The 20,833-nt window shown below is 58.9% G+C and carries 14 protein-coding genes; 7 read left to right on the top strand and 7 right to left on the bottom strand.

Annotated elements, in window-relative coordinates:
• The 7 genes from algG to yaaA form a co-directional block, all read right to left on the bottom strand.
• The gene (gene algG, locus NMB39_RS23780) at window positions 1-1,569 is read right to left on the bottom strand and encodes a mannuronan 5-epimerase AlgG (protein ID WP_494339979.1); all 1,569 of its coding nucleotides are present in this window, start codon (window positions 1,567-1,569) and stop codon (window positions 1-3) included.
• On the bottom strand, window positions 1,569-3,056 hold the full coding sequence (locus tag NMB39_RS23775; protein ID WP_046070997.1) for an alginate export family protein: 1,488 nt from the start codon (window positions 3,054-3,056) through the stop codon (window positions 1,569-1,571). Before NMB39_RS23775 ends, algG begins: the two co-directional genes overlap by 1 nt.
• On the bottom strand, window positions 3,053-4,501 hold the full coding sequence (algK, locus tag NMB39_RS23770; protein ID WP_494343371.1) for an alginate biosynthesis TPR repeat lipoprotein AlgK: 1,449 nt from the start codon (window positions 4,499-4,501) through the stop codon (window positions 3,053-3,055). Before algK ends, NMB39_RS23775 begins: the two co-directional genes overlap by 4 nt.
• A gap of 83 nt (window positions 4,502-4,584) precedes the next feature.
• On the bottom strand, window positions 4,585-5,751 hold the full coding sequence (locus NMB39_RS23765; RefSeq protein ID WP_005785015.1) for an alginate biosynthesis protein Alg44: 1,167 nt from the start codon (window positions 5,749-5,751) through the stop codon (window positions 4,585-4,587).
• Window positions 5,752-5,788: 37 nt separating this feature from the next.
• Window positions 5,789-7,270: a mannuronan synthase gene (alg8, locus tag NMB39_RS23760; protein ID WP_162252742.1), complete on the bottom strand. Its 1,482-nt coding sequence runs from the start codon at window positions 7,268-7,270 to the stop codon at window positions 5,789-5,791.
• An 83-nt stretch (window positions 7,271-7,353) separates the two neighbouring features.
• A complete protein-coding gene (locus NMB39_RS23755; protein ID WP_043049799.1) occupies window positions 7,354-8,670 on the bottom strand; it encodes a nucleotide sugar dehydrogenase in 1,317 nt (438 codons plus the stop codon).
• Between the two features lie 901 nt (window positions 8,671-9,571).
• A complete protein-coding gene (yaaA, locus tag NMB39_RS23750; protein ID WP_494339980.1) occupies window positions 9,572-10,351 on the bottom strand; it encodes a peroxide stress protein YaaA in 780 nt (259 codons plus the stop codon).
• A 120-nt stretch (window positions 10,352-10,471) separates the two neighbouring features.
• Here yaaA and NMB39_RS23745 point away from each other — a divergent pair, with 120 nt between their 5' ends.
• The 7 genes from NMB39_RS23745 (at window position 10,472) to NMB39_RS23715 (ending at window position 20,833) form a co-directional block, all read left to right on the top strand.
• On the top strand, window positions 10,472-11,596 hold the full coding sequence (locus NMB39_RS23745) for a polysaccharide deacetylase family protein (RefSeq protein WP_494339981.1): 1,125 nt from the start codon (window positions 10,472-10,474) through the stop codon (window positions 11,594-11,596).
• A 339-nt stretch (window positions 11,597-11,935) separates the two neighbouring features.
• Window positions 11,936-13,330 carry a PhoH family protein gene (locus tag NMB39_RS23740; protein WP_057021503.1) on the top strand — a complete coding sequence of 465 codons (1,395 nt, stop codon included), beginning with the start codon at window positions 11,936-11,938 and terminating at the stop codon, window positions 13,328-13,330.
• A gap of 299 nt (window positions 13,331-13,629) precedes the next feature.
• On the top strand, window positions 13,630-17,358 hold the full coding sequence (locus NMB39_RS23735) for an autotransporter domain-containing protein (protein ID WP_494339982.1): 3,729 nt from the start codon (window positions 13,630-13,632) through the stop codon (window positions 17,356-17,358).
• 115 nt (window positions 17,359-17,473) lie between these two features.
• Window positions 17,474-17,947 carry a cyclic pyranopterin monophosphate synthase MoaC gene (gene moaC, locus NMB39_RS23730; protein WP_494339983.1) on the top strand — a complete coding sequence of 158 codons (474 nt, stop codon included), beginning with the start codon at window positions 17,474-17,476 and terminating at the stop codon, window positions 17,945-17,947.
• On the top strand, window positions 17,944-18,186 hold the full coding sequence (gene moaD / locus NMB39_RS23725; RefSeq protein WP_068966244.1) for a molybdopterin converting factor subunit 1: 243 nt from the start codon (window positions 17,944-17,946) through the stop codon (window positions 18,184-18,186). Before moaC ends, moaD begins: the two co-directional genes overlap by 4 nt.
• 2 nt (window positions 18,187-18,188) lie before the next feature.
• On the top strand, window positions 18,189-18,641 hold the full coding sequence (moaE, locus tag NMB39_RS23720) for a molybdopterin synthase catalytic subunit MoaE (protein ID WP_057021499.1): 453 nt from the start codon (window positions 18,189-18,191) through the stop codon (window positions 18,639-18,641).
• A 245-nt stretch (window positions 18,642-18,886) separates the two neighbouring features.
• Entirely contained in the window at window positions 18,887-20,833 is a 1,947-nt protein-coding gene (locus NMB39_RS23715) for a hypothetical protein (protein ID WP_494339984.1), read from the top strand.

Raw genomic sequence — 20,833 nt, 5'->3', positions numbered from 1 at the left:
TCAGTCCTGCATTTCGGTCTGGCGTTCGACAGGGTCGATCAGCACGGCTTTCTGCTGGCGCACCAGCAAGTCGAGAATTTCTTCCTGGCGCTCGCCAAGAATGCCGTTGAAGCTGATGCCGCTGGATTTGGTCGGCGCCAGCATCGACACGCGGTACAGCTCGACACTCAGCGGTGAATCTATGGACAGCGGCCCGCTGCCGTTGCCCGCCAGTTCACCACCAACCACGATCAGCGAGACCTTGGCGTCGAACGGGTCGAGGGCAATGTCGCGGTCGGTGTCGGTCAAGTCCTTGATGTGGCCGTAGAGTCCCGTCAGGCCGTTGGCCATCGAGGTGTTTTCGTAGAGCTTGATGTTCACGCTGTTACGCACACGAATGCCGTGGCGACGATTGGCGATGACCTTGTTGCCCCACAACAGGTTGTCGCCGCTCTCATAGAGGGTGATGCCGTCGGTGTGGTTGCGGTAGATCTCGTTGTCGGCGATCAGGTTATTCACGCTGTTACGGTCGATCACCAGGCCCGAGAGCTTGTTGTCGTAGCTGCGGTTGTTGAAGATGAAGCTGTCGTTCACTTCCCGGGAAATGATGATGCCGTGCTTCTTCTTGGTGCCGTACACCGTGTTGTCGGCGATGATCAGGCCGTGGGATCGGTCATGGGGGTCAATGCCGTAGACGATGTTGTCTTTGTAGGTATTGCCCTTGATCACGAAGCCTGTGGTCTCGTAGCAGTAGAAGCCGTACCACATGTCCGAGAACTCGGAGTCGATGATCCAGCCGGTCGGCTCAGGACGCTTGAGCACTTTGGCCATGTTTGGCGTGTACTGGGAAATACTCACCCCGTAGGACTTACTGTTGGCGTAGCCGAAGCTGGCCATCTTGGTCTTGGAGATATAGGTCTCGGTGCCGCCCCAGGCCAGCAGGAACGGGCGGAATTCCTTGGCCGACTTGAACAGCGCCGGGCCGTTGGCTTTTTCATCCCAACCGGTGACCTTGGTATCGCGCACAAACAGCTGGCCGTCGTTGATCAAAAACGAGCCGGCTTGCTGGGACAGACGCAATTCCTGGGTATTTTTGTCGATATCGAGGATGCCCTTGCGCCCGACCACGATCGGCAGCTTGGCCAAAAAGACACCCGGCGACGTTTCGCTGAAGTACTGCTTGGGCAGCTTGCCCACCAGGTCCTTGAGGTTCATGTAGCCATCGTCGACAAAGATCGCCTGGGGAATGCCGTGCTGGCGCACTACCCATTCGGCCATCTTGTTATCGCCACCGATAAAGTCCTTGAGCGCGTCTTCCTGCATCATGCGGCGCACGCTGATTTTGCCCGGCTTGGTCTTGACGATCTTCTTTTCCATGGCTGCGGCGGTGTAGCCCGACAGGTCCGGTAGGGCAGGCTTGGCCATTTCCAGCGGCGCGGTGGGCGGGCTGGAAATGGTGTAGGTCTTGGCCTGTTGCAGTTCCTTGGCGATGATCGGCGCCTTGGCCGTCGTATCGGCGAACGCTGTGGCGCTGGCCAACAGCATTGCCGCGACGAATAGGCTTTGAGCATTCATGGCGCAGGCTCCCATCAGAATTTCCAGACCACGTCGACAAACGCGCGGTGCATGTAGGAGTCGACCTGGCTGCCATAGGCGTCGCCCGGCTTGAACACACCGGCACGCAAGCGCACCAGAGCCGACGGCTCGTCGATCGACTGGCTCAGCGCGGCGGGCAGCAAGCCTTTCTTGAAGTACTTGGTGACCACCAGGTCCATCTCCTGGCCGAGGTCTTTCTTACCGTCTTCCAGAGGCAGGGACGTGCTGGAGAGGATCGCGCCGGTGACGTCATCGGTGTTGTTCTGCACCGCATCGATACCGTTGCTGCCCACCGGCTTGTTGCCGTCCACGCGCCAGAACTTGTGGTACACCAGGCTGGCGTCGTAGTCCTCGCGCAGCTGCCAGGAACCGAACAAGCTCATGGACTGCATGTTGTTCATCTCGCCGCGATACGCTTCGCCGAAGCGGTGCACGCGGGATTGGGTGCCGGTCCAGTTCGAACGGTTGCTTTGCAGGCCGTTCTGCTCGTACTCGGCACTGGCGCGGGAGTAGGCCGCGCCCACTTGCCATTGCGGGTCCAGACGCAGGCGCACGCCGAGGTCGGTGGCCCAGCCACTCACGTTATCGCTGCGCTTGGCATTGGTCGGACGAGTGCCGTCGGCATTCAAGGCATTTACGGTGTCGCGGTCGCCGCGCATGCCGGTGATGCTGGCCCAGTAGTTGACGGTGTTGGTATTGCGCCAGTTGTAGGCGTCGCTGTTGGCTTCGATGCCGAGCCAGGTCAGGTCGCCGTTCTCGCGTTTGTCCAACGGGTCCGTGGCCACGCCTGGTTCGGCGTAGTCGAGCTTGCCGTCGTCATGGGTGTGGTGACCGCGCAGGCCGATCCACTGGCCCGGCGTCCACTGGTAGGCGGCGTCGGCGTAGAAGTGCTGGCGGTCCTTGTCCTTGGGCGAAAGTTCCTTGAGGTCGGTGCGGTACTCGCTGAAACGTTCGGCGGCGCCGACATTGGCCTTGAGCAGGGTGGTGTCGAAGGTCCAGTTCAGCGCTTCGATGTTGGTGTCGCGCCATTGGCCGTCGTCATTGCGCAGGCGCTGGCGACCGAACTTGAGGATCTCGCCGGGGTAGGGCGTGAAGCCGCTGTAGCCAACCCAGAACTCGCGCAGGGCCAGGTAGTTTTTCTTGGCCTTGCGGTCGTCGTTGCTCGATTGTTCGGTGGTGTCATCGGCCGACTGTTGCAAGGTGTCGGTCTCGATGATGTCGCTGGACACGACGGCCTGGCCCATGGCGTAGGCACTCCACGCGCCGCTTTCGCCGTAGATCCACGGGCGCAGGTCGAGGCCGATGCCGTTGACGTCGCCGCCTTTCTGGGTGCCGAGGTCGCGGTCATCTTCGGACTGTGCAGTGGCTTTGACCTCCAGGCCGAAGTTCTTGGCTTCGGTCAGCGCGGCCAGGGTCGGGCACGACCACAGCAGGGCGAAGGTCAGGCCGATGCCGGCCTTGACGAATGGGTTGAGCTTCATAGGGATTCCTCGCCGTCTTCTTCTTGCAGGGCGTGCAGTTGCAGCGTGCTTTGGGCCAGGGTGCCGCGGGCGGCCAGTTCCTGTTGCACCAGGCGTTGGCCTTCGGCGCGTTGCTCAGGGGTCAATGGCGCCTCGAGCTGGGTAGCCAGGTCATTGGCCTCTGGCGTGTCCTGGGCCTTGGCCAGTTGGCTGAAGACATAGGCGTTCAATGGGTCGGGCTTGGTACCCTTGCCTTGGGAAAACAGTTGGGCGATGGCGAAGTCGGCGCTGTTCTGGCCGTTGCGCGCAGCGGTCAGCAGGTGGTCCAGGGCTTTTTGCGGGTAGACCTTGCCCAGGTAGCCACGGCGGTAGATCTGGCCGAGGTAGTAATCGGCGGCCACTTCACGGCCCACGGCTTTTTCGAAGTGGGCTTCGGCGGCCTTGGCGTCGGCCGGCACCCACTTGCCTTCGTAGTAGAGCTTGCCCAGCAGCAATTCGGCGCGCGGCTGGTCGGCGGCGCGGCCGTTGTCGAGGTACTTCATCATCTGGTCGACGTCGCCCATTTCGGGGAAGTCGTAGAGCAGTTGCGCCAGGCTGACCCAGGAGGCCGGGTAGGCAGGGGCGATTTTTTCAAGCAAAGCCTGGGCGGTTTTTTCGTCCGGCGTGCCGAGGCTGGCATCACCGAGTACGCGGGCGACGCTGTCGACGCGCTGGGCGGTGACGCTGCCACGGCTGTAGCCTGCTTCCATCTGCTTGAGCAACTCGGCCTGTTGTTCCGGCTCGGCTTTTTTCTGGTAGACCGTGGCCAGCTCGACGTAGCAGATATCGGTGGTGTTCAACGCGGCCTTGCAGATGCGCTCGACGTCATCCAGATGCTGGTCGTAAGTGTCCTGGGTGCGATACAGCAACACCTGGGCCAGGCCGGCTTCCGGGTAACCGGCCGCTTGCCATTTGCTGATCTGCTGCTGGGCATTCACGTTGGGGAAGCTGTGCGGGTATTGCAGGTACAGCATCGCCAGCGGGATCAGGGTATTGCCTTCGCCATTGGCAAAGGCTTTTTTCAGCAGGCTCTCGGCTTCATGGTGTTCAGCTTCGGTGGCGCCGGGCTTGGCCACCAGCAGGCGGCCGAGGCGTGCCTGGGCACGGGGCGAAGTGTCCGCCGCCGCACGGTAAGTGGCTTCGGCCTGTTTGATTTGCGCCGGATCACGGGTACCTACCTGGATATCAGCCAGGCCCACTTGGGCCTCGCTGTAGCCCAGGTCTGCCAGTTGCTGGTAATTCTGCTGGGCGGTGACGGTATCGCCGCGCTTGAGCGCTTCATTGGCCAGGCGTTGGTCGGGCAGGCCGGCGCAACCGCCGAGGCTCACTGCCAGTGCCAGCGCGCAGTACGCAGAGGCCCAGTGAAATCTGCTCTGTGTGGGAGCTGGCTTGCCTGCGATGGCATCGCTGCGGTGCAACTGATGCACCGAGTCGCCTGCATCGCGGGCAAGCCCGGCTCCCACAGAGGTCAGCGGTGTTGTTGGAATAGAGTTCACAGGCATGTCCTCGCTTACAGACCGTGAGCCATGGCTTTATCGATCAGCCAGTTCAGGGACGGGCCACGGTCGCTGGTGACTTCCACCGGGCGGCCGGCGTAGGTGCTGTCCAGCGGTGCATCCGGCTTGATCTGCACGCGGATGTCGGAGGACAGGTCGGCGCTGTTCAGGCTGGTGCTGCTGACGATGGTGCCGGTGCGAACCTGTTCTTCGTCGGCTACCTGGAAGCTCACCGGCGTACCTGGGCGCACATCACCGAACTGGCGATAGGTGAAGCGTGCTTCCACATTGGCCTGGCTGCCGCGTGGCACCAGTTGGAAGATCACATCACCCTTGCTGGCGTACTGGCCGTCGGCGACCAGTTGCTGGGCTACCACGCAATCGCATGGCGAGGTCAGGGTGCCGGTCATTTGCTTGCCGAACAGCTCTTCGACCTTGGCCGGTTGTAGTTGGTCTTCGTCCAGGTGGCCCTTGAGGACGTCGAGCATGCTGGTGCTGAAAGTCGCCAGTGGCGCGCCTTTGGCCGCAACCGAATCGCCTTTGAGCAAGCTCTGCACGGTGCCGTCACGCGGCATGGTCACGTTCATGCCCGGCACGCTGACGAGGCCGGCCTGGGCGTGGCTGACGAAGTACATGCCGTAGAGGGACTTGAAGACAAAACCGAACGCGGCCAGGCCCACCAGGAAAATCGCCAGGCTGAACGTCACGGCGCGCAGGCGACCGAATGCGGTCATGCCGCTGCCGCCGTCCTTGACCTTGCGTGCCTTGGTGAAGTTGTCGCGTTGCAGGGTCGCCAGCACGTCGCCCATGGTCACGATGTCGCCGGACAGGTGCGAGGTGATCAGGTGGCGCAGGGTGGAAATGTCCTGGGCATCGAGGTTCTGGAACTGGCAGCCGGTGCGGCCGGTCTGGCGGTCGTAGGAGCGAATCTGCAGCTCCACATCCATGGCCAGGCCGAGGTTATCGATGACGAATTGCAGGCGGCCCTTGTGCACCTGGCCGACGGTGAGCGGTTGGGTCGCGGTGAAGGCCAGGCCGCCGGCGGACAGGTCGATGACCCGCGCTTCGGTCGGCGTGCGGTCGCTGTTGAAGAAGCGCAGCTTGGCCGGGATTTTGACCCGTGCATGTTGGCGCTGGGCTTCGGATTCGTGGACAACGTTGGCGTTTACTTGGCTGTTCATAATGTTCTAGTTCCTAGTTAATTCAGGCTTGGCAGGGTCAGACCATCATCAGCAACACGGCAACGAAGATGCTGCCGGCGGAGAAGGTCATGGTCCGAGACGACCAGGTGTTGAACCAACGTTGAAAGCTGGCCAAATCGCGGGTCAGTTTGGTGTCCTGGCGGGTCCAGGACTGTTGATCAAGGCGGAAGAACACGTAGATCTTCACCAACGCGCCCATGATCTGGTTGTAATAGAGAATCATCGGGTAGGCCGGGCCGATCTTGTGGCCCGAGCACGACAGCAGCAGGGTCAGGATCAGGCGGGTAAGGCCGATCCACAGCAGGTAGACCAGGATGAACGCGCCGCCGTACTTGAAGGTGGCAATCATCGCCACGGTCAGGCCCAGCAGGGAGGTCCACATCGACACGCGCTGGTCGAACAGCACTACGCTGGTGAACAGGCCGAGGCGACGTACACCCAGGCCGAGGGCGCGGGAGTTCTGGCGCAGGTTGTTGCCATACCAGCGGAACATCAGCTTGCGGCTGGCCTTGATAAAGCTCTTTTCCGGCGGGTGCTCCACGGTGTTGATCGCGGCGTCCGGCACGTAGAAGGTGTCGTAGCCCAGGCGCATCAGGCTGAACCAGCTGGACTTGTCATCGCCGGTCAGGAACTTGAAACGCCCCAGGCGCCAGTGTTGCAGCGAGTCGCTTTCCACATCGGCGATAAAGCCCGGGTCGGTGACCACGCTGGCACGAAACACCGACATGCGCCCGGTCATGGTCAGCACGCGCTTGGACAGGGCCATGGAGCACATGTTGATGTGGCGCTGGGCAAAACGCAGCTTGTGCCACTCGCTCATGATGTAGCCGCCGCGCACTTCGCAGAATTCGTTGGTGGTCAGGCCGCCGACATTGCCGAACAGCTGGAACCAAGGCACGGTCTTGCGCACCACGCCTTCAGCGAGCACGGTGTCGCCATCGATTACGGCTACTACGGCGCGGTCATCCGGCAGGTGGCGAGAGATAGCACGGAAACCAAAGGCCAGGCCGTCACGCTTGCCGGTACCGGCGATGCGCACGAAGTCGAGCTTGACGTGGGCCGGCGGGTTCATCTTTTCCCAGAGGCTCTTGACCAGCAGCTCATCGGACATTTCCACCAGCGAGCAGACCACGGTAGTAGGGAAGCCGCATTCGATGGCTTCACGGATCACCGAGCTGTAGACCTGGGCGGTGGTCAGCGCGTCGATGCGGAAACTGGTGACCATCAGGAACACATGGGACGGGTCGGCGGCCTTGCCCAGCTTGCGCACTTTGCGGCGCAGGTGCGGATAGACCACGTACAGGAACAGCATGCCGCGAAAGAAATGCGTCGCGCCCATGGAGTAGCGCCAGATACCCACGGCACCAATCAGGAAAATAAAATTCTTCGATTGCGAATCGAAGGTGCTCGCCGGCAACAGCAGGGCGAGACCCATCAGCAGGCTGAGGAAGAACAACCAGCCGGCCGCTTGCAGAAATATATGTTTTAACTTGGACATAAGCGTCATCCGCAGGGGGAGGAGGCTTCAGGCTGCAAGCGCTGGGGATAAAGACACTTGCAGCCTGAAACTTGCCGTTGCTGTTACCAGCAAATACCTTCGGTACGGCCGCTCACGCTGGTGGCCTTGGACATGAAGCCCACCAGGTCGACCACTTGCTTGCCATGCGGGGCGTTCTGCGCCAGGGCACGGAACTTCTCATCGCGGTTGCCCAGGATGATCACGTCGGAGTTGTTGATCACGTCGTCGAAGTTCGAGTTGAGCAAAGACGACACGTGGGGGATCTTGCCTTCGATGTAGTCCTTGTTTGCGCCGTGCACACGGGCGTACTCGACGTTGCTGTCGTAGATGCTCAGGTCGTAGCCCTTGCCGATCAGCATTTCCGCCAGTTCCACCAGTGGGCTTTCACGCAGGTCGTCGGTACCGGCCTTGAAGCTCAGGCCCAGCAGCGCGACTTTGCGTTTGTCGTGGCTGGAAACGATGTCGAAGGCGTTCTGTACCTGGGACTCGTTGCTGCGCATCAGCGAGTTAAGCAACGGCGCTTCCACGTCCAGGGAGCCGGCGCGGTAGGTCAGGGCACGCACGTCTTTTGGCAGGCACGAACCGCCGAAGGCGAAGCCTGGACGCATGTAGTACTGGGACAGGTTGAGGGTTTTGTCCTGGCACACCACTTCCATTACTTCGCGACCATCGACGCCGACGGCCTTGGCGATGTTGCCGATTTCGTTGGCGAAGGTGACCTTGGTGGCATGCCACACGTTGCAGGTGTACTTGATCATCTCGGCAACGGCGATGTCCTTGCGGATGATCGGCGCGTCGAGTTCTTCGTACAGCGACTGCAGGACATCGCCGGAGGCTTTGTCGAACTCGCCGATGACGGTCATCGGTGGCAGGTCGTAGTCAGCGATAGCGGTGGATTCACGCAGGAATTCCGGGTTGACCGCAACGCCGAAGTCGACGCCGGCTTTCTTGCCGGAGCAGTCTTCAAGAATCGGGATCACCACGTTGGCCACGGTGCCCGGCAATACGGTGCTGCGCACCACGATGGTGTGGCGGGTAGTCTTGTCACGCAGCACAAAACCGATCTCGCGGCATACCGATTCGATGTAGTTGAGCTCCAGGTCGCCGTTTTTCTTGCTTGGCGTACCGACGCAGATCATCGACAGATCGGTGTCACGAATGGCTTCGGCGAAGTTGGTGGTACCGCGCAGCCGGCCAGTCTCGATACCCTGGCTCAACAGTTCGCCCAGACCCGGTTCAACGATTGGCGATTTACCCGCGTTGATCAGGTCGATCTTTTCCTTGGAGATGTCTACGCCGACCACTTCGTGGCCACGGGCAGACAGGCAACCGGCACAGACTGCGCCAACGTAACCCAAACCAAATATGCTGATACGCATCGCATTTACCTCTTTGTCACTGAAGACGTTCTTAATCATGCCAATAGATGGCCGGAGTTCATGTTTGCAAGCGTCACTGATGCCGCGAAAGTTAGGCGAATAGACGCCGACTTGCCGCGTGCAGGCATGTTGAATAGTGAGTGACTAACTATTGCACTCAAGTTGTGCGCAACTTGGCCTTTTTATTGGGGCTTGCCCTGAAATGCAGCCGGGCTTCCTTGGCGGAGGGCTCCGGCGCCAGTGCCGCAGGGCTTTGATATAGGCTGAAAGCCTTTTGATATCAATGCCTTGGGTTTTCACCACTGGCTCATTTAGGTCAGCGCTGCCTTGGCCTTCAGGGGTTGGCAATAAGTGCTTATCGCTACCCTCAACTCATACAGTTGATATTATGACCATAGAGTCAAAGTGTTTTATGACAACTTGACTACTTCCGTTGGTCGCTGTGTAAGTCATCTCTTACGTAAACAGAGAATTTCGTTACCGGTGGTATGAGCGGCGCTTCAGGGTGAAGTTCCTGGCCGCTCATCCTGTTTCCGGAAATTTCTTGAAATATTAGAAAAGATGGCACTGGCACTATAGTGATAGCACTTGCTATTTAAGCCAGTAGTTCTGGGGAGTTGGAGAGAGAAGATAGTTTTGTGCCACTACTGATTAAAAAAAGTGGTGCCACTACGAAAAAAACCGACGAGTGTCGAGTGAAGAAATCGTTAGGGTTGTATCTGGATGTTTTTCTGGCGCCAAATAAATGACGATTTTTGGTTTGAAATACGAGCAAATGTGGGAGGGGGCTTGCTACCGATAGAGGTGCGTCAGTCACTGAAGTGTTGACTGAAATACCGCAATCGGGGGCAAGCCCCCTCCCACATTTGGATCTCATTGTCTGAAAGAGGGGCGTAACGCCTTATTCCGGTGCGTGATCGCGCAAGAACACCAGGTTATCCGGCTTGGACTGCTCCGCATTGAAGCGATAACCCTGCACATCGAACTGCTTGAGCTGAGCCGGGTCGTTAATGCGCTCTTCGATCACAAAGCGGCTCATCATGCCCCGGGCCTTTTTCGCGTAGAAGCTGATGATCTTGTACTGGCCGTTCTTCATGTCCTTGAACTCGGTGTTGATGACCCGCGCATTCAGGGCTGGGCGCTTGACCGCCGAGAAGTACTCGTTGGAAGCCAGGTTGAGCAGCACGTCATCGCCCTGTGCGGCCAATGCTTCGTTCAGCCACTCGCTGATGCGCGTGCCCCAGAAGGCGTAGAGGTCCTTGCCACGGGCGTTGGCCAGTTTGGTGCCCATTTCCAGGCGGTAGGGCATCATCAGGTCCAGGGGGCGCAGCAGACCGTAGAGGCCCGAGAGCATGCGCAGGTGATCCTGGGCGTAGCTGAAATCGGCATCGCTGAAGGTCTCGGCATTGAGACCGGTGTAGACATCGCCCTTGAATGCCAGCAGCGCCTGCTTGGCATTGGCCGGGGTGAAGGCGGGCGTCCAGCTGCCGAAGCGGGCAGCGTTGAGGCCACCGATCTTGTCGGAGACGTGCATCAACTCGCTGATTTGTGCCGGGCTCAGTTCGCGTAGCTGTTCTATCAGCTCCTGGGAATGGTCCAGGTATTGCGGCTGGGTGAAGCGCGCAGTGGCCGGCTTTGACTCGAAGTCGAGGGTTTTGGCGGGGGAAATCACCATCAGCATGAAGTTGGCTCCTTTAATCGTGGGCGAGATTCTAGGGGGTGGGGCGTTTTGACTCCACCTATGATGGTGATAGGTGCGATCCGCTATGATGGCCGGTAACTCTGGAGAGGAAGACCCCGTGTGCGATTAGCGCTTTTATTGTCGGCTTGTCTACTATGCGTCACCGCCCAAGCTGCGCCGGTTGACGTAGCCAGCCTTGACCGCAGCTCCTGGCCGGAAAAACTCAGCAGCCCTGCGCTGTTCGATGTGGCTTCGCGTGCGGAAATCCTCATGTTTGCCCACAGCCTGTTGGCCAGCGAAGCCCTGGACGAAAGCGCGCTCAAGCAGCGCCTGGGCTTGAAGATCATCAACCTGGCGGCTATCGACGACTTGCGTCGCCAGTTGTGGCAACGGCTGTTGGAGAACTACAGTTTCGCCCAGCAAAGCTGCGAAGAAGACGCCTCGTTCTGCTTCCTGGTGGACAACATGGACGACCTGCGTGAGCAGGCCGGCAAGTTCGAGGTCAGTGACAACTCTTTCTATATAGGCTGGGCCGCCCCCAGCCGGCACTTCCACGAGCGCTACCTCGACGAACTGCTGCGCAAGGCTGCGCTGTTCCCGCAGATCAGCAGCGAAGTGGCGCGCTTTGGCGAGCATGAGCGCAATGGCGACGAGCTCAATGACCGCATGTTCTTGCTGACGTTCGATGGCGGCCCGGCACCGGTTGGTGGTAATACCGACTGGCTCACCGACTACCTGCGCAAACAGAAGATGAACGCGACCTTCTTTGCCCTCGGCAGCAGCTTGCAAACCCGTGTAGAGCGCAGCTCTGCTGCCGATGTGCAGGCGCTGTACCAGGGGCAGTGCGTAGGTATCCAGGGTTGGGAGTACCGTTCCCACAGCCATTGGGTTGACTGGCAAAGCTCCATCACCCGCAGTGCCGCGCTGGTGCAGAACCTGATGCCGGAAAACTATCTGCCGCTGTTCCGCCCACCCTATGGGCAGCGCCGCGCGGACAGCCAGGGTTTCTTCCAGCAGCAGGGTTTGCAGGTGGCGTTGTGGGACATCGATTCCCAAGACGAGCCGGGCAAGCTCAAGGCCGATGAGTCGGCGCAGCGGGTGCTGACGCTGATGCTGCTGTGGCGCAAAGGCGTGATTGCCTTTCACGACACCCAGGACAAGGCGCGGGTGGCATTACCGATGGTGTTGCAGGCTACGGCGCAGAGTGGCTTGGGTTGGCAGGAGTGCCGCGAGGCATTTCGCTGAGAAGGCCGGCCCTGTTGGGGATGAGGATTTTTTTGGGTGATTTGCTGCGACATTTCGATGCAGGCGGACTTCCGACTTTAACGGGGCAGCTGGCACTCGGCTAGTGCTATTCGTCATCCTGAAAAATAAACTTCAAAAAAGCGTCAAAGTGCTTTTTCCTGTCATGGGTTTTGCGGTATTACGAAGTCAGACCGCCGAACCCTGCAACACAGGTGGCGTCTTCCAAGACTCCTCATGTGGGCACTGCACTTGACGTCACTCAGGTGTGGTCGGTGGTCGAATCGAGGCGCAGCACCGCCCAGGTATTGCGTCGACTGGCTCCCACAAAGGTGACCGAGTATGGATGATCATGGACGCACCCCTTCTTCCGACCAGCCAATCCTTTATGTGCTTGATACCAACGTATTGATCCACGATCCAAACGCACTGCTTAACTTCGAAGAACATCACGTTGCCATCCCGATGATCGTGCTTGAGGAGCTCGACAAACTCAAAAGCGGGCACCACAGCGTTGCCGCCGAATGCCGCCAGGCCATCCGCCTGATCGACAAGACGTTGGGCGAAGCCTCGCCCGATGACGTTGAGCTCGGCGTGCCGATCCAGCGTGGCAAGAGCGGGCCCAAGGGCTTGCTATCGATCCTGATGAGCAAGCGCAGCGAGCCCAATAGCCTGCTGCCGGAAAACCTCAACGACAACAAGATCATCAATCAGTTGATCGACCTGCACGCGCGCGACAAGGACCTGCGCGTAGTGCTGGTGACCAAAGACATCAATATGCGCCTCAAGGCACGAGCGTGTGGGATCGCTGCCGAGGACTACAGCACCGACCAGCTGGTCGACGACGTGTCGATGCTCTCCCGTGGTTATCACATGATGACCGGCTCGTTCTGGGACCGTGTCAGCAAGGTCGAGACCCGCCAGGACCACGGCCGTACCTGGCACCAGGTGCAGTTGATCGACAACCTGCCGGCCGTGCACATCAATGAATTCATCGTCGACGAACAGGGCTTCGTGGGTTGGATCAAAGAGATCCAGGTCGACAAGCTGTTGATCCTCGACCTGCATCAGGAACCCCTGTTGCACCAGGAAGCCTGGGGCCTGAAACCGCGGGATATCTACCAGAGCCTGGCGCTGTACGCGCTGCTCGACCCGGACATCCATCTGGTCAATCTGACCGGCGCTGCCGGCTCGGGCAAAACCATCCTCGCCCTGGCTGCCGCCATCGAGCAGACCATGGTGACCAAGCGCTATCGCCGCATCATCGCCACTCGCAGCGTGCAGGGCCTGGACCAGGAAATCGGCTTCCTGCCTGGCACCGAAGCGGAAAAAATGGAGCCGTGGCTGGGGGCGATCACCGACAACCTCGAAGCCTTGCACATGGATGACGAAAACACCCATGGCAGCGTCGACTACATCCTCAGCAAAGTGCCGTTGCAGTTCAAATCCCTCAACTACATCCGCGGGCGCAGCTTCCAGCAGAGCCTGATCCTGATCGATGAGTGCCAGAACCTTACCCCGCACCAGATGAAAACCATCATCACCCGTGCCGGCGCCGGTTCCAAAGTGGTGTGCCTTGGCAATCTGGCACAGATCGACACCCCTTACCTGTCCGCGACCAGCTCCGGGCTGACCTACCTGACGGAACGCTTCAAAGACTTCCCCAACGGCGTGCATATCGCGCTGCAAGGGGTACCTCGTTCGATCCTGGCTGAATACGCCGAATCCCACCTGTAACAATGAGTGGCTAAATGCCACGAACCACCCCGGATTTTTCACGAAATCCGGGGTTTTTGTTGTGGGCGACATTTGTCTGCGATAACGCGCCCTGGGTGCTTGTGGTTTTTGTAATTATTTTGTTACATTTTTTCTCGCGGTAAAAACAATAAGAACACTCCACGACCCCGTCGGAACGCCACCTCCTTGATTCGACGAACGTTTTGAAGACCTATCTAGGGTTTTCACCGTGACCCTGCCTATTACAAAAGCCCGATACATCGCTCATTGACGACGCACATATCCAAAGGGAAAGGAAAATGGACGTAGCAGGTAATGGCTTCACTTTGTCGCAACACAAGCACGCCACTCGCTTCAAGCAGATACCCCTGACGCCCGTCGCGCTCGGCCTGGCCCTCTGGCTGGGCCAGGGTTCCATGGCCTGGGCCGAAGACAATCCCTACACCTCCCAGGTACTGGAGTCGGCATTCCGCAAAGCCGTCGCCTCCTTCGGCCCCGGCACCGACGTGTACAAGAACCTGCGGTTTGCCTACGCAGATATCGTCGATCTGGCGGCCAAGGACTTCGCTGCCCAGTCCGGCAAGTTCGACTCGGCCCTCAAGCAGAACTACGAACTGCAGCCCGAAAACCTCACCATCGGCGCAATGCTCGGCGATACCCGGAGGCCGCTGGACTACACCTCGCGCCTGGATTACTACCGCAGCCGGCTGTTCAGCAACAATGGTCGCTACACCACCAATATTCTCGATTTCTCCAAGGCGATCATCGCCAACCTGCCGACCGCCAAGCCCTATACCTACGTAGAGCCGGGCGTGAGCAGCAATCTCAATGGGCAACTGAGCGCCGGGCAATCCTGGGCTGGCGCAACCCGTGACTGGAGCGCCAATGCACAAACCTGGAAGACCCCGGAAGCCCAGGTCAACTCTGGCCTGGACCGCACCAACGCGTACTACGCCTATGCCCTGGGCATCACCGGCAAGGGGGTGAATGTCGGCGTGCTCGACTCGGGCGTCCTTACCAAACACTTCGAATTCCAGGGCAAGAATGCCCAGGGCCAGGACCGCGTGCAGGCGGTGACCTCCACCGGCGAGTACTACGCCACCCATCCGCGCTACCGCCTTGAGGTGCCCAGCGGCGAGTTCAAGCAGGGTGAGCATTTCAGTATTCCCGGGGAATACGACCCGGCGTTCAACGATGGTCACGGTACGGAAATGTCTGGTGTGCTCGGGGCCAGCCGCAACGGCACCGGTATGCACGGCATTGCCTTCGATGCGAACATCTTTGTCGCCAACACCGGCGGCAGCGACAACGATCGGTACCAGGGTTCCAACGACCTCGACTACAACGCGTTCATGGCCAGCTATAACGCCCTGGCGGCGAAGAACGTGTCGATCGTCAACCAGAGCTGGGGGCAAAGCTCGCGCGATGACGTGGAGAACCACTTCGGTACTGTCGGCGACAGCGCCGCGCAAAACCTGCGAGACATGACTGCGGCCTATCGCCCGTTCTGGGACAAGGCCCACGCCGGTCACAAGACCTGGATGGACGCCATGGCTGACACCGCACGGCAAAACAGCTTCATCCAGATCATCTCGGCGGGCAACGACAGCCACGGTGCCAACCCGGACACCAACGCCAACCTGCCGTTTTTCAAGCCGGACATCGAAGGCAAATTCCTCGCGATCACCGGCTATGACGAGACCAGCGCCCAGGTCTACAACCGTTGCGGCACCTCGAAGTGGTGGTGCGTGATGGGCGTGTCGGGCATCCCGTCCGCGGGGCCGGAGGGTGAAATCATCCCCAACGCCAACGGCACCTCCGCCGCCGCGCCGAGCGTTTCCGGCGCCTTGGCCCTGGTGATCCAGCGCTTTCCCTACATGACCGCCAGCCAGGCGCGGGACGTATTGCTCACCACTTCCAGCCTGCAGGCGCCGGATGGCCCGGACACGCCTGTCGGTGCGCTGACAGGTGGCCGCACCTACGACAACCTGCAGCCGGTGCACGATGCCGCCCCGGGTACGCCGCAAGTGCCGGGTGTGGTCAGCGGCTGGGGCTTGTCCAACCTGCAAAAAGCCATGCAAGGGCCGGGGCAGTTCCTTGGTTCAATGGCAGTGGCCTTGCCTACCGGTACCCGCGATATCTGGGCCAACCCGATTTCCGATGAGGCCGTTCGCGCCCGGCGCGTGGAAGACGCAGCCGAGCAGGCGACCTGGACGGCTACCAAGCAGCAGAAGGGCTGGCTCAATGGCCTGCCCAACAATGCGTCGGCTGATGATCAGTTCGAATACGAGATCGGCCATGCCCGCGAGCAGGCGACGCTCACCCGTGGCCAGGACCGGCTCACCAGCGCTACCTACGTTGGCAGCCTGGTCAAGTTGGGGGACGGTGAACTGGTGCTGGAGGGCCAGAACACCTATTCAGGCAGCACCTGGCTGCGCGGTGGCAAACTGTCGGTGGACGGCACGTTGACCTCTGCCGTGACGGTGGATGGCAGCGCCGTGGGTACGCGCAATGCGGATAACGGCGTGCTGACCACCTTGGGCGGCACCCTGGCCGGCAACGGCACGGTAGGGCCCTTGAGCGTCAACAACGGCGGACGTGTGGCGCCGGGCCATTCGATTGGCACCTTGCATACCGGCGACGTGACCTTCAATCCGGGCTCGGTGTATGCCGTCGAAGTCGGTGCCAATGGCCGCAGCGACCAGATCCAGAGCAGCGGTGTGGCGACTCTCAATGGCGGCGTGGTGAGCGTGTCCCTGGAGAACAGCCCCAACCTGCTGTCCGCCAGTGAGGCGCGCAGCTTGCTGGGCCAGCAGTTCAGCATCCTCAGCGCCAGCCAGGGCATCAATGGCCAGTTTGCCGCATTCGCGCCCAACTACCTGTTCATTGGCACGCAGCTCAACTACCAACCCAACCAGCTGACCCTGGCGATAGCGCGCAACCAGACCAGCTTCGCCAGCGTCGCGCAAACCCGCAACGAGCGGGCGGTGGCGACGGCGGCCGAGACGCTGGGCGCCGGCAGCCCGGTTTACGAAAGCCTGTTGGCTTCGGATTCAACCGACCAGGCACGGGACGCGTTCAAGCAACTGTCGGGACAACTGCACTCGGATGTGGCGGCGGCGCAAATGGCCGACAGCCGCTACCTGCGCGAAGCGGTCAACGGGCGTCTGCAGCAGGCCCAGGCGCTGGATTCCAGCGCGCAGATCCAGACCAGCGACAACGGCGGCTGGGTGCAACTGCTAGGGGGGCGTAATAACGTCAGCGGTGACAACAACGCCAGTGGCTACTCGTCGTCCACCAGCGGCGTGCTGCTGGGTTTGGACACCGAGGTGAGTGATGGCTGGCGGGTGGGGGCGGCGACCGGTTATACCCAGAGCCACCTCAATGGCCAGTCGGCTTCGGCAGACAGCGACAACTATCACCTGTCGGTATATGGCGGTAAGCGCTTCGAAGCCATTGCCCTGCGCCTGGGTGGCGCCACCACCTGGCACCGCCTGGACACTTCGCGGCGGGTGGCCTACGCCAATCAGTCGGACTACGCCAAGGCCGACTACAGCGCACGCACCGACCAAGTGTTCGCCGAGATCGGCTATACCCAATGGAACCTGCTCGAACCCTTCGCCAACCTCACGTACCTGAACTATCAAAGCGACTCGTTCAAGGAGAAAGGTGGCGCCGCTGCCTTGCACGCCAGTAAGCAAAGCCAGGACGCGACGCTGTCGACCCTGGGCCTGCGTGCGCATACGCAGTTGCCGATCAGCGCCACCTCGGCGGTGACCTTGCGCGGTGAGTTGGGTTGGGAGCATCAGTTCGGTGACACCGACCGCGAAGCCTCGCTGAAGTTTGCCGGCAGCGACACCGCCTTTGCCGTCAACAGCGTGCCCGTGGCCCGGGATGGCGCGGTGATCAAGGCCAGTGCGGAAATGGCCTTGACCAGGGACACCCTGGTTTCGTTGAACTACAGCGGCTTGCTGTCCAACCGCGGTAACAACAACGGGATCAATGCCGGGTTTACCTTCCGTTTCTAACCTTGGATGTTGTGATTAAAGGGGGGCGCTGCACCCCTTTATTTATGCAATAAACAGCCCTGCGCAAATTTGACCCACGGGTTTACAATTGCCGCTTCTGATCAGGAGTATCCCTGTGCTGACTCATCTCGATTCCCAAGGTCGCGCCCATATGGTCGACGTCACCGACAAAGTCGTGACATTCCGTGAAGCGGTGGCCGAAGCGCGGGTGCGAATGTTGCCCGAAACCCTGACAATGATTGTCGACGGCGCCCACCCCAAGGGCGACGTATTCGCCGTGGCCCGCATCGCCGGGATCCAGGCAGCGAAAAAAACCAGTGATTTGATCCCTTTGTGCCACCCGCTGATGCTTACCGGCGTCAAGGTCGAACTGCGCGCCGATGGCGTGGATGCCGTGCATATCCTGGCGCGCTGCAAGCTTTCCGGGCAGACCGGTGTAGAGATGGAAGCGCTGACGGCAGCCAGTGTCGCGGCGTTGACCATCTACGACATGTGCAAGGCCGTGGACCGTGGCATGACCATCGAAAGTATTCGCCTGCTGGAAAAGCTGGGCGGTAAGAGCGGGCACTTCAAGGCGGATGAGGTATGAGTATCAACGTGCTGTTTTTTGCCCGCTACAGCGAAGCGATTGGCCTGGATTCGCTGGAGATGGAAGGTGACTTCGCCACCGTCGACGCCGTACGCCAAGCATTGGCGGTCGATCCGGGCTTCGAAGTTCTCAACGAGACCAGCCTGATGTGCGCCCGCAACCAGGAGCTATGTGGCCTCGACGAGCCACTGCAAGCCGGCGATGAAGTCGCGTTTTTCCCACCCGTGACCGGAGGCTGACCATGGCTATTCGTGTGCAGGTCGAAGCCTTTGATCCCGGCGCTGAAGTCAACGCCATGCACGACGCCAATGTCGGCGTGGGCGCGGTGGTGAGTTTTGTCGGTTATGTGCGCGACTTCAATGACGGGCGCGAGGTGTCGGGGATGTTTCTTGAGCACTACTCCGGCATGACCGAAAAGGCTTTGACCAAGATCGCCGTCGAAGCTGAACAGCGTTGGCCGTTGCTCAAGCTGGAGGTGCTGCATCGCATCGGCGCGCTGGAGCCGGGCGAGCCGATTGTGTTTGTCGCGGCAGCCAGTGCTCATCGCCAGGCGGCGTTTGAGGCGTGTGCGTTTGTGATGGATTACTTGAAGACGCGGGCGCCGTTTTGGAAGAAGGAAAATACTCCGGACGGCGCACGGTGGGTGGAAGGGCGGGGTAGTGATCACGCTGCGGCAGAGCGTTGGAAGTCTTAAGGGGTCCATCCAGCATCTTTAAGTTACGAGTGATATTTCAAATACTTCTATAAAACTGTCAATTCTTACAGTTGTTTCGCGTCTCCCCAGCGGTTCTGATGAGGTCAAGGCACCGAGGGCGTGTTTCAGCGCCGTTCCGTTGCACCAGCGCTACTTATTGGAGACGTCGGGAAATGGCTACTCACGCAAGTACAAGCAACTGTCGTTTGTCGGGTTTAAGTATCAGGCGCCCCGCTGGGACGGAGGTGGCCAACGGACTCTATGCCAATGGCCGCCATCAATGTGAAGTCATTATTGATGTGGTTAAAGAAACATGCGGCCCTGATGGCGTTTGGGGTCGTTCGCTCTTGACGGATGAGGAGCGTGCCAGTGTCACAGTGGTCAGTTGCTCAGAACACGACAATCAAACGCTAACAGCAGGGTGGAGTTGCGATAAGGAAAGAAATGAATTTGTTCTCGGACTTTGGATGGATAGTCCATCGGAGGAATTCGAGTATTGGCAGGTCGCTGGAGACGTTGGCGAGGCAAGCGGGGAAAGTATCAGCCGCTACTTGCGTTGTGATCCGAATGCGCCTGTTGGTGCGGAAGTTTTTATGGCGCGAGTGGTGATTGGCGGGGGTATTTATACTAGTGATGGCTTAAGCAAGGGAGTTGGCTCTACTGTCACTATCAGCGCCGTTGCACCATTTGAACTAAAAGCGTCCGACCTCGATCTTTACATGGATAACCAAGGCTACATAGCCGGCGCTACTTATCGAACGGAAGTACATATTTACTACTGGACGCCTCCTGGGAAAATGCAGTTCGTTAGAAACTTGGGATTTGAAAGGCCGCTGAATTTGCCCGGTGAGGGCGAGGATTTCAAGAGTACGCTGTTTTATCAAAATCCTCTTGAAAATCGTTGGTCAAACGTAGTGGGTACAGTTGTACACAAAGATAATCCTTCCGCAAGGCTTTATCTGGATGAGATACGCCCAGGTTTGCCAGCGCCTTCGGCGAACCCTCAATGCAGGTTTAATGAACGGCCGACTATTATGCGAGCCGTCAGATTGAAGTCGACCTTGACTGCTGAAAATAACGATACGAAAAGTTTTTGGAGGTTGTTGGATAACTATGGTACTGAACAAAAGTTTACATTGACCGTACCTAGTATCGAAGTGCCAGGTCATCCTTACCTAATATTAGGCGGCGCCATTGCTCCTCCTCCTCGAAAGTTAGTGCATTTTGAAATTAAGCTACCCAATGGTCTGGAGTATACGAGAGAGTTATATCCGAATGATCGTCATCAATGCGTAGTTTTTGTTGAGATCATTGCTGAGCAATGGGATCCCGATAAGGGTTGGGAAGCCGTGAGATTGACGCAGGCTGAGCTCGACAGCTTTGCGATTACGCAATTTTCAGCAGATCCAGATGCGCCGCTTCCCGAAGGTTGGAGCTGTGACAAACAGAAAAATATATTCGATGCCGGGTTGAGATCTCAAAGTCGTGAAAAAGGCCGGCAAACTGGAGATTCAGAGTCTTCGAGAAGTAGTACCTCAATGGCAGTAGAAATTGTTTATCGATATATGCGTCGCAAGCCAAATTTAACTGTCATACCTGCTGTATTTATGGCGACTATCGAGGTGGGCGGAGTTAAGTATTCGACTAACTACCAGGTGGGTGATGTGAATTTTAATTCGCGAGTAATAATTCATCCTCAAGAATCCTATAGGTTGTTGGTCACTGATCTCGTCGAGTATGTCGATAATGATGCTTTTGCTGATGAACAGCATAATGTCAAGGCTTATTACTGGATGCCACCGCCAGGTTTGCGGTTTCTAGTCAATCGGGGGTTTGATAATCCAGTACCCGCATGGCGGGAAGGTGCCAGTTTTCGAACATCTTATCTTTATAGAAGGGATTTTCGATTCTATGCAAAAGGTGGGGTGGTGATTAATAAGGATGTTTTAAATCCCGTGGTTACACTGGAAGATATTGTCCTCGAGCAGGCCGATGGTCGTGAAAAGTATATCAGGTTAAATAAGTATCCTACGATAATGCGTGCTGTAGTTGCACTTGTGAGTGATGCTTCGAATCCGCACCTCGATACTAAAAGTAACTGGCGGTTATGGGATAATTTCGGGGTCGAACATGTATTTCGTCTTGAGCAATATCATTGGGGCGAACGTTTAAGGTTGGTTAAGGGCGATTGA

The organism is Pseudomonas sp. FBCC-B545 (assembly GCF_059134095.1).
The sequence above is the reverse complement of the archived record's forward strand: the minus strand, read 5'-3'. Positions and strand labels throughout refer to the sequence as shown.

What these genes read in the sequence shown, in the direction of transcription:
- yaaA (WP_494339980.1), bottom strand. Translation starts at nt 10,351, where the DNA reads ATGCTGATGGTGATTTCCCCCGCCAAAACCCTCGACTTCGAGTCAAAG.
- moaE (WP_057021499.1), top strand. Translation starts at nt 18,189, where the DNA reads ATGGCTATTCGTGTGCAGGTCGAAGCCTTTGATCCCGGCGCTGAAGTC.
- moaD (WP_068966244.1), top strand. Translation starts at nt 17,944, where the DNA reads ATGAGTATCAACGTGCTGTTTTTTGCCCGCTACAGCGAAGCGATTGGC.
- alg8 (WP_162252742.1), bottom strand. Translation starts at nt 7,270, where the DNA reads ATGTCCAAGTTAAAACATATATTTCTGCAAGCGGCCGGCTGGTTGTTC.
- algG (WP_494339979.1), bottom strand. Translation starts at nt 1,569, where the DNA reads ATGGGAGCCTGCGCCATGAATGCTCAAAGCCTATTCGTCGCGGCAATG.
- NMB39_RS23775 (WP_046070997.1), bottom strand. Translation starts at nt 3,056, where the DNA reads ATGAAGCTCAACCCATTCGTCAAGGCCGGCATCGGCCTGACCTTCGCC.
- NMB39_RS23765 (WP_005785015.1), bottom strand. Translation starts at nt 5,751, where the DNA reads ATGAACAGCCAAGTAAACGCCAACGTTGTCCACGAATCCGAAGCCCAG.
- NMB39_RS23735 (WP_494339982.1), top strand. Translation starts at nt 13,630, where the DNA reads ATGGACGTAGCAGGTAATGGCTTCACTTTGTCGCAACACAAGCACGCC.
- NMB39_RS23755 (WP_043049799.1), bottom strand. Translation starts at nt 8,670, where the DNA reads ATGCGTATCAGCATATTTGGTTTGGGTTACGTTGGCGCAGTCTGTGCC.
- NMB39_RS23740 (WP_057021503.1), top strand. Translation starts at nt 11,936, where the DNA reads ATGGATGATCATGGACGCACCCCTTCTTCCGACCAGCCAATCCTTTAT.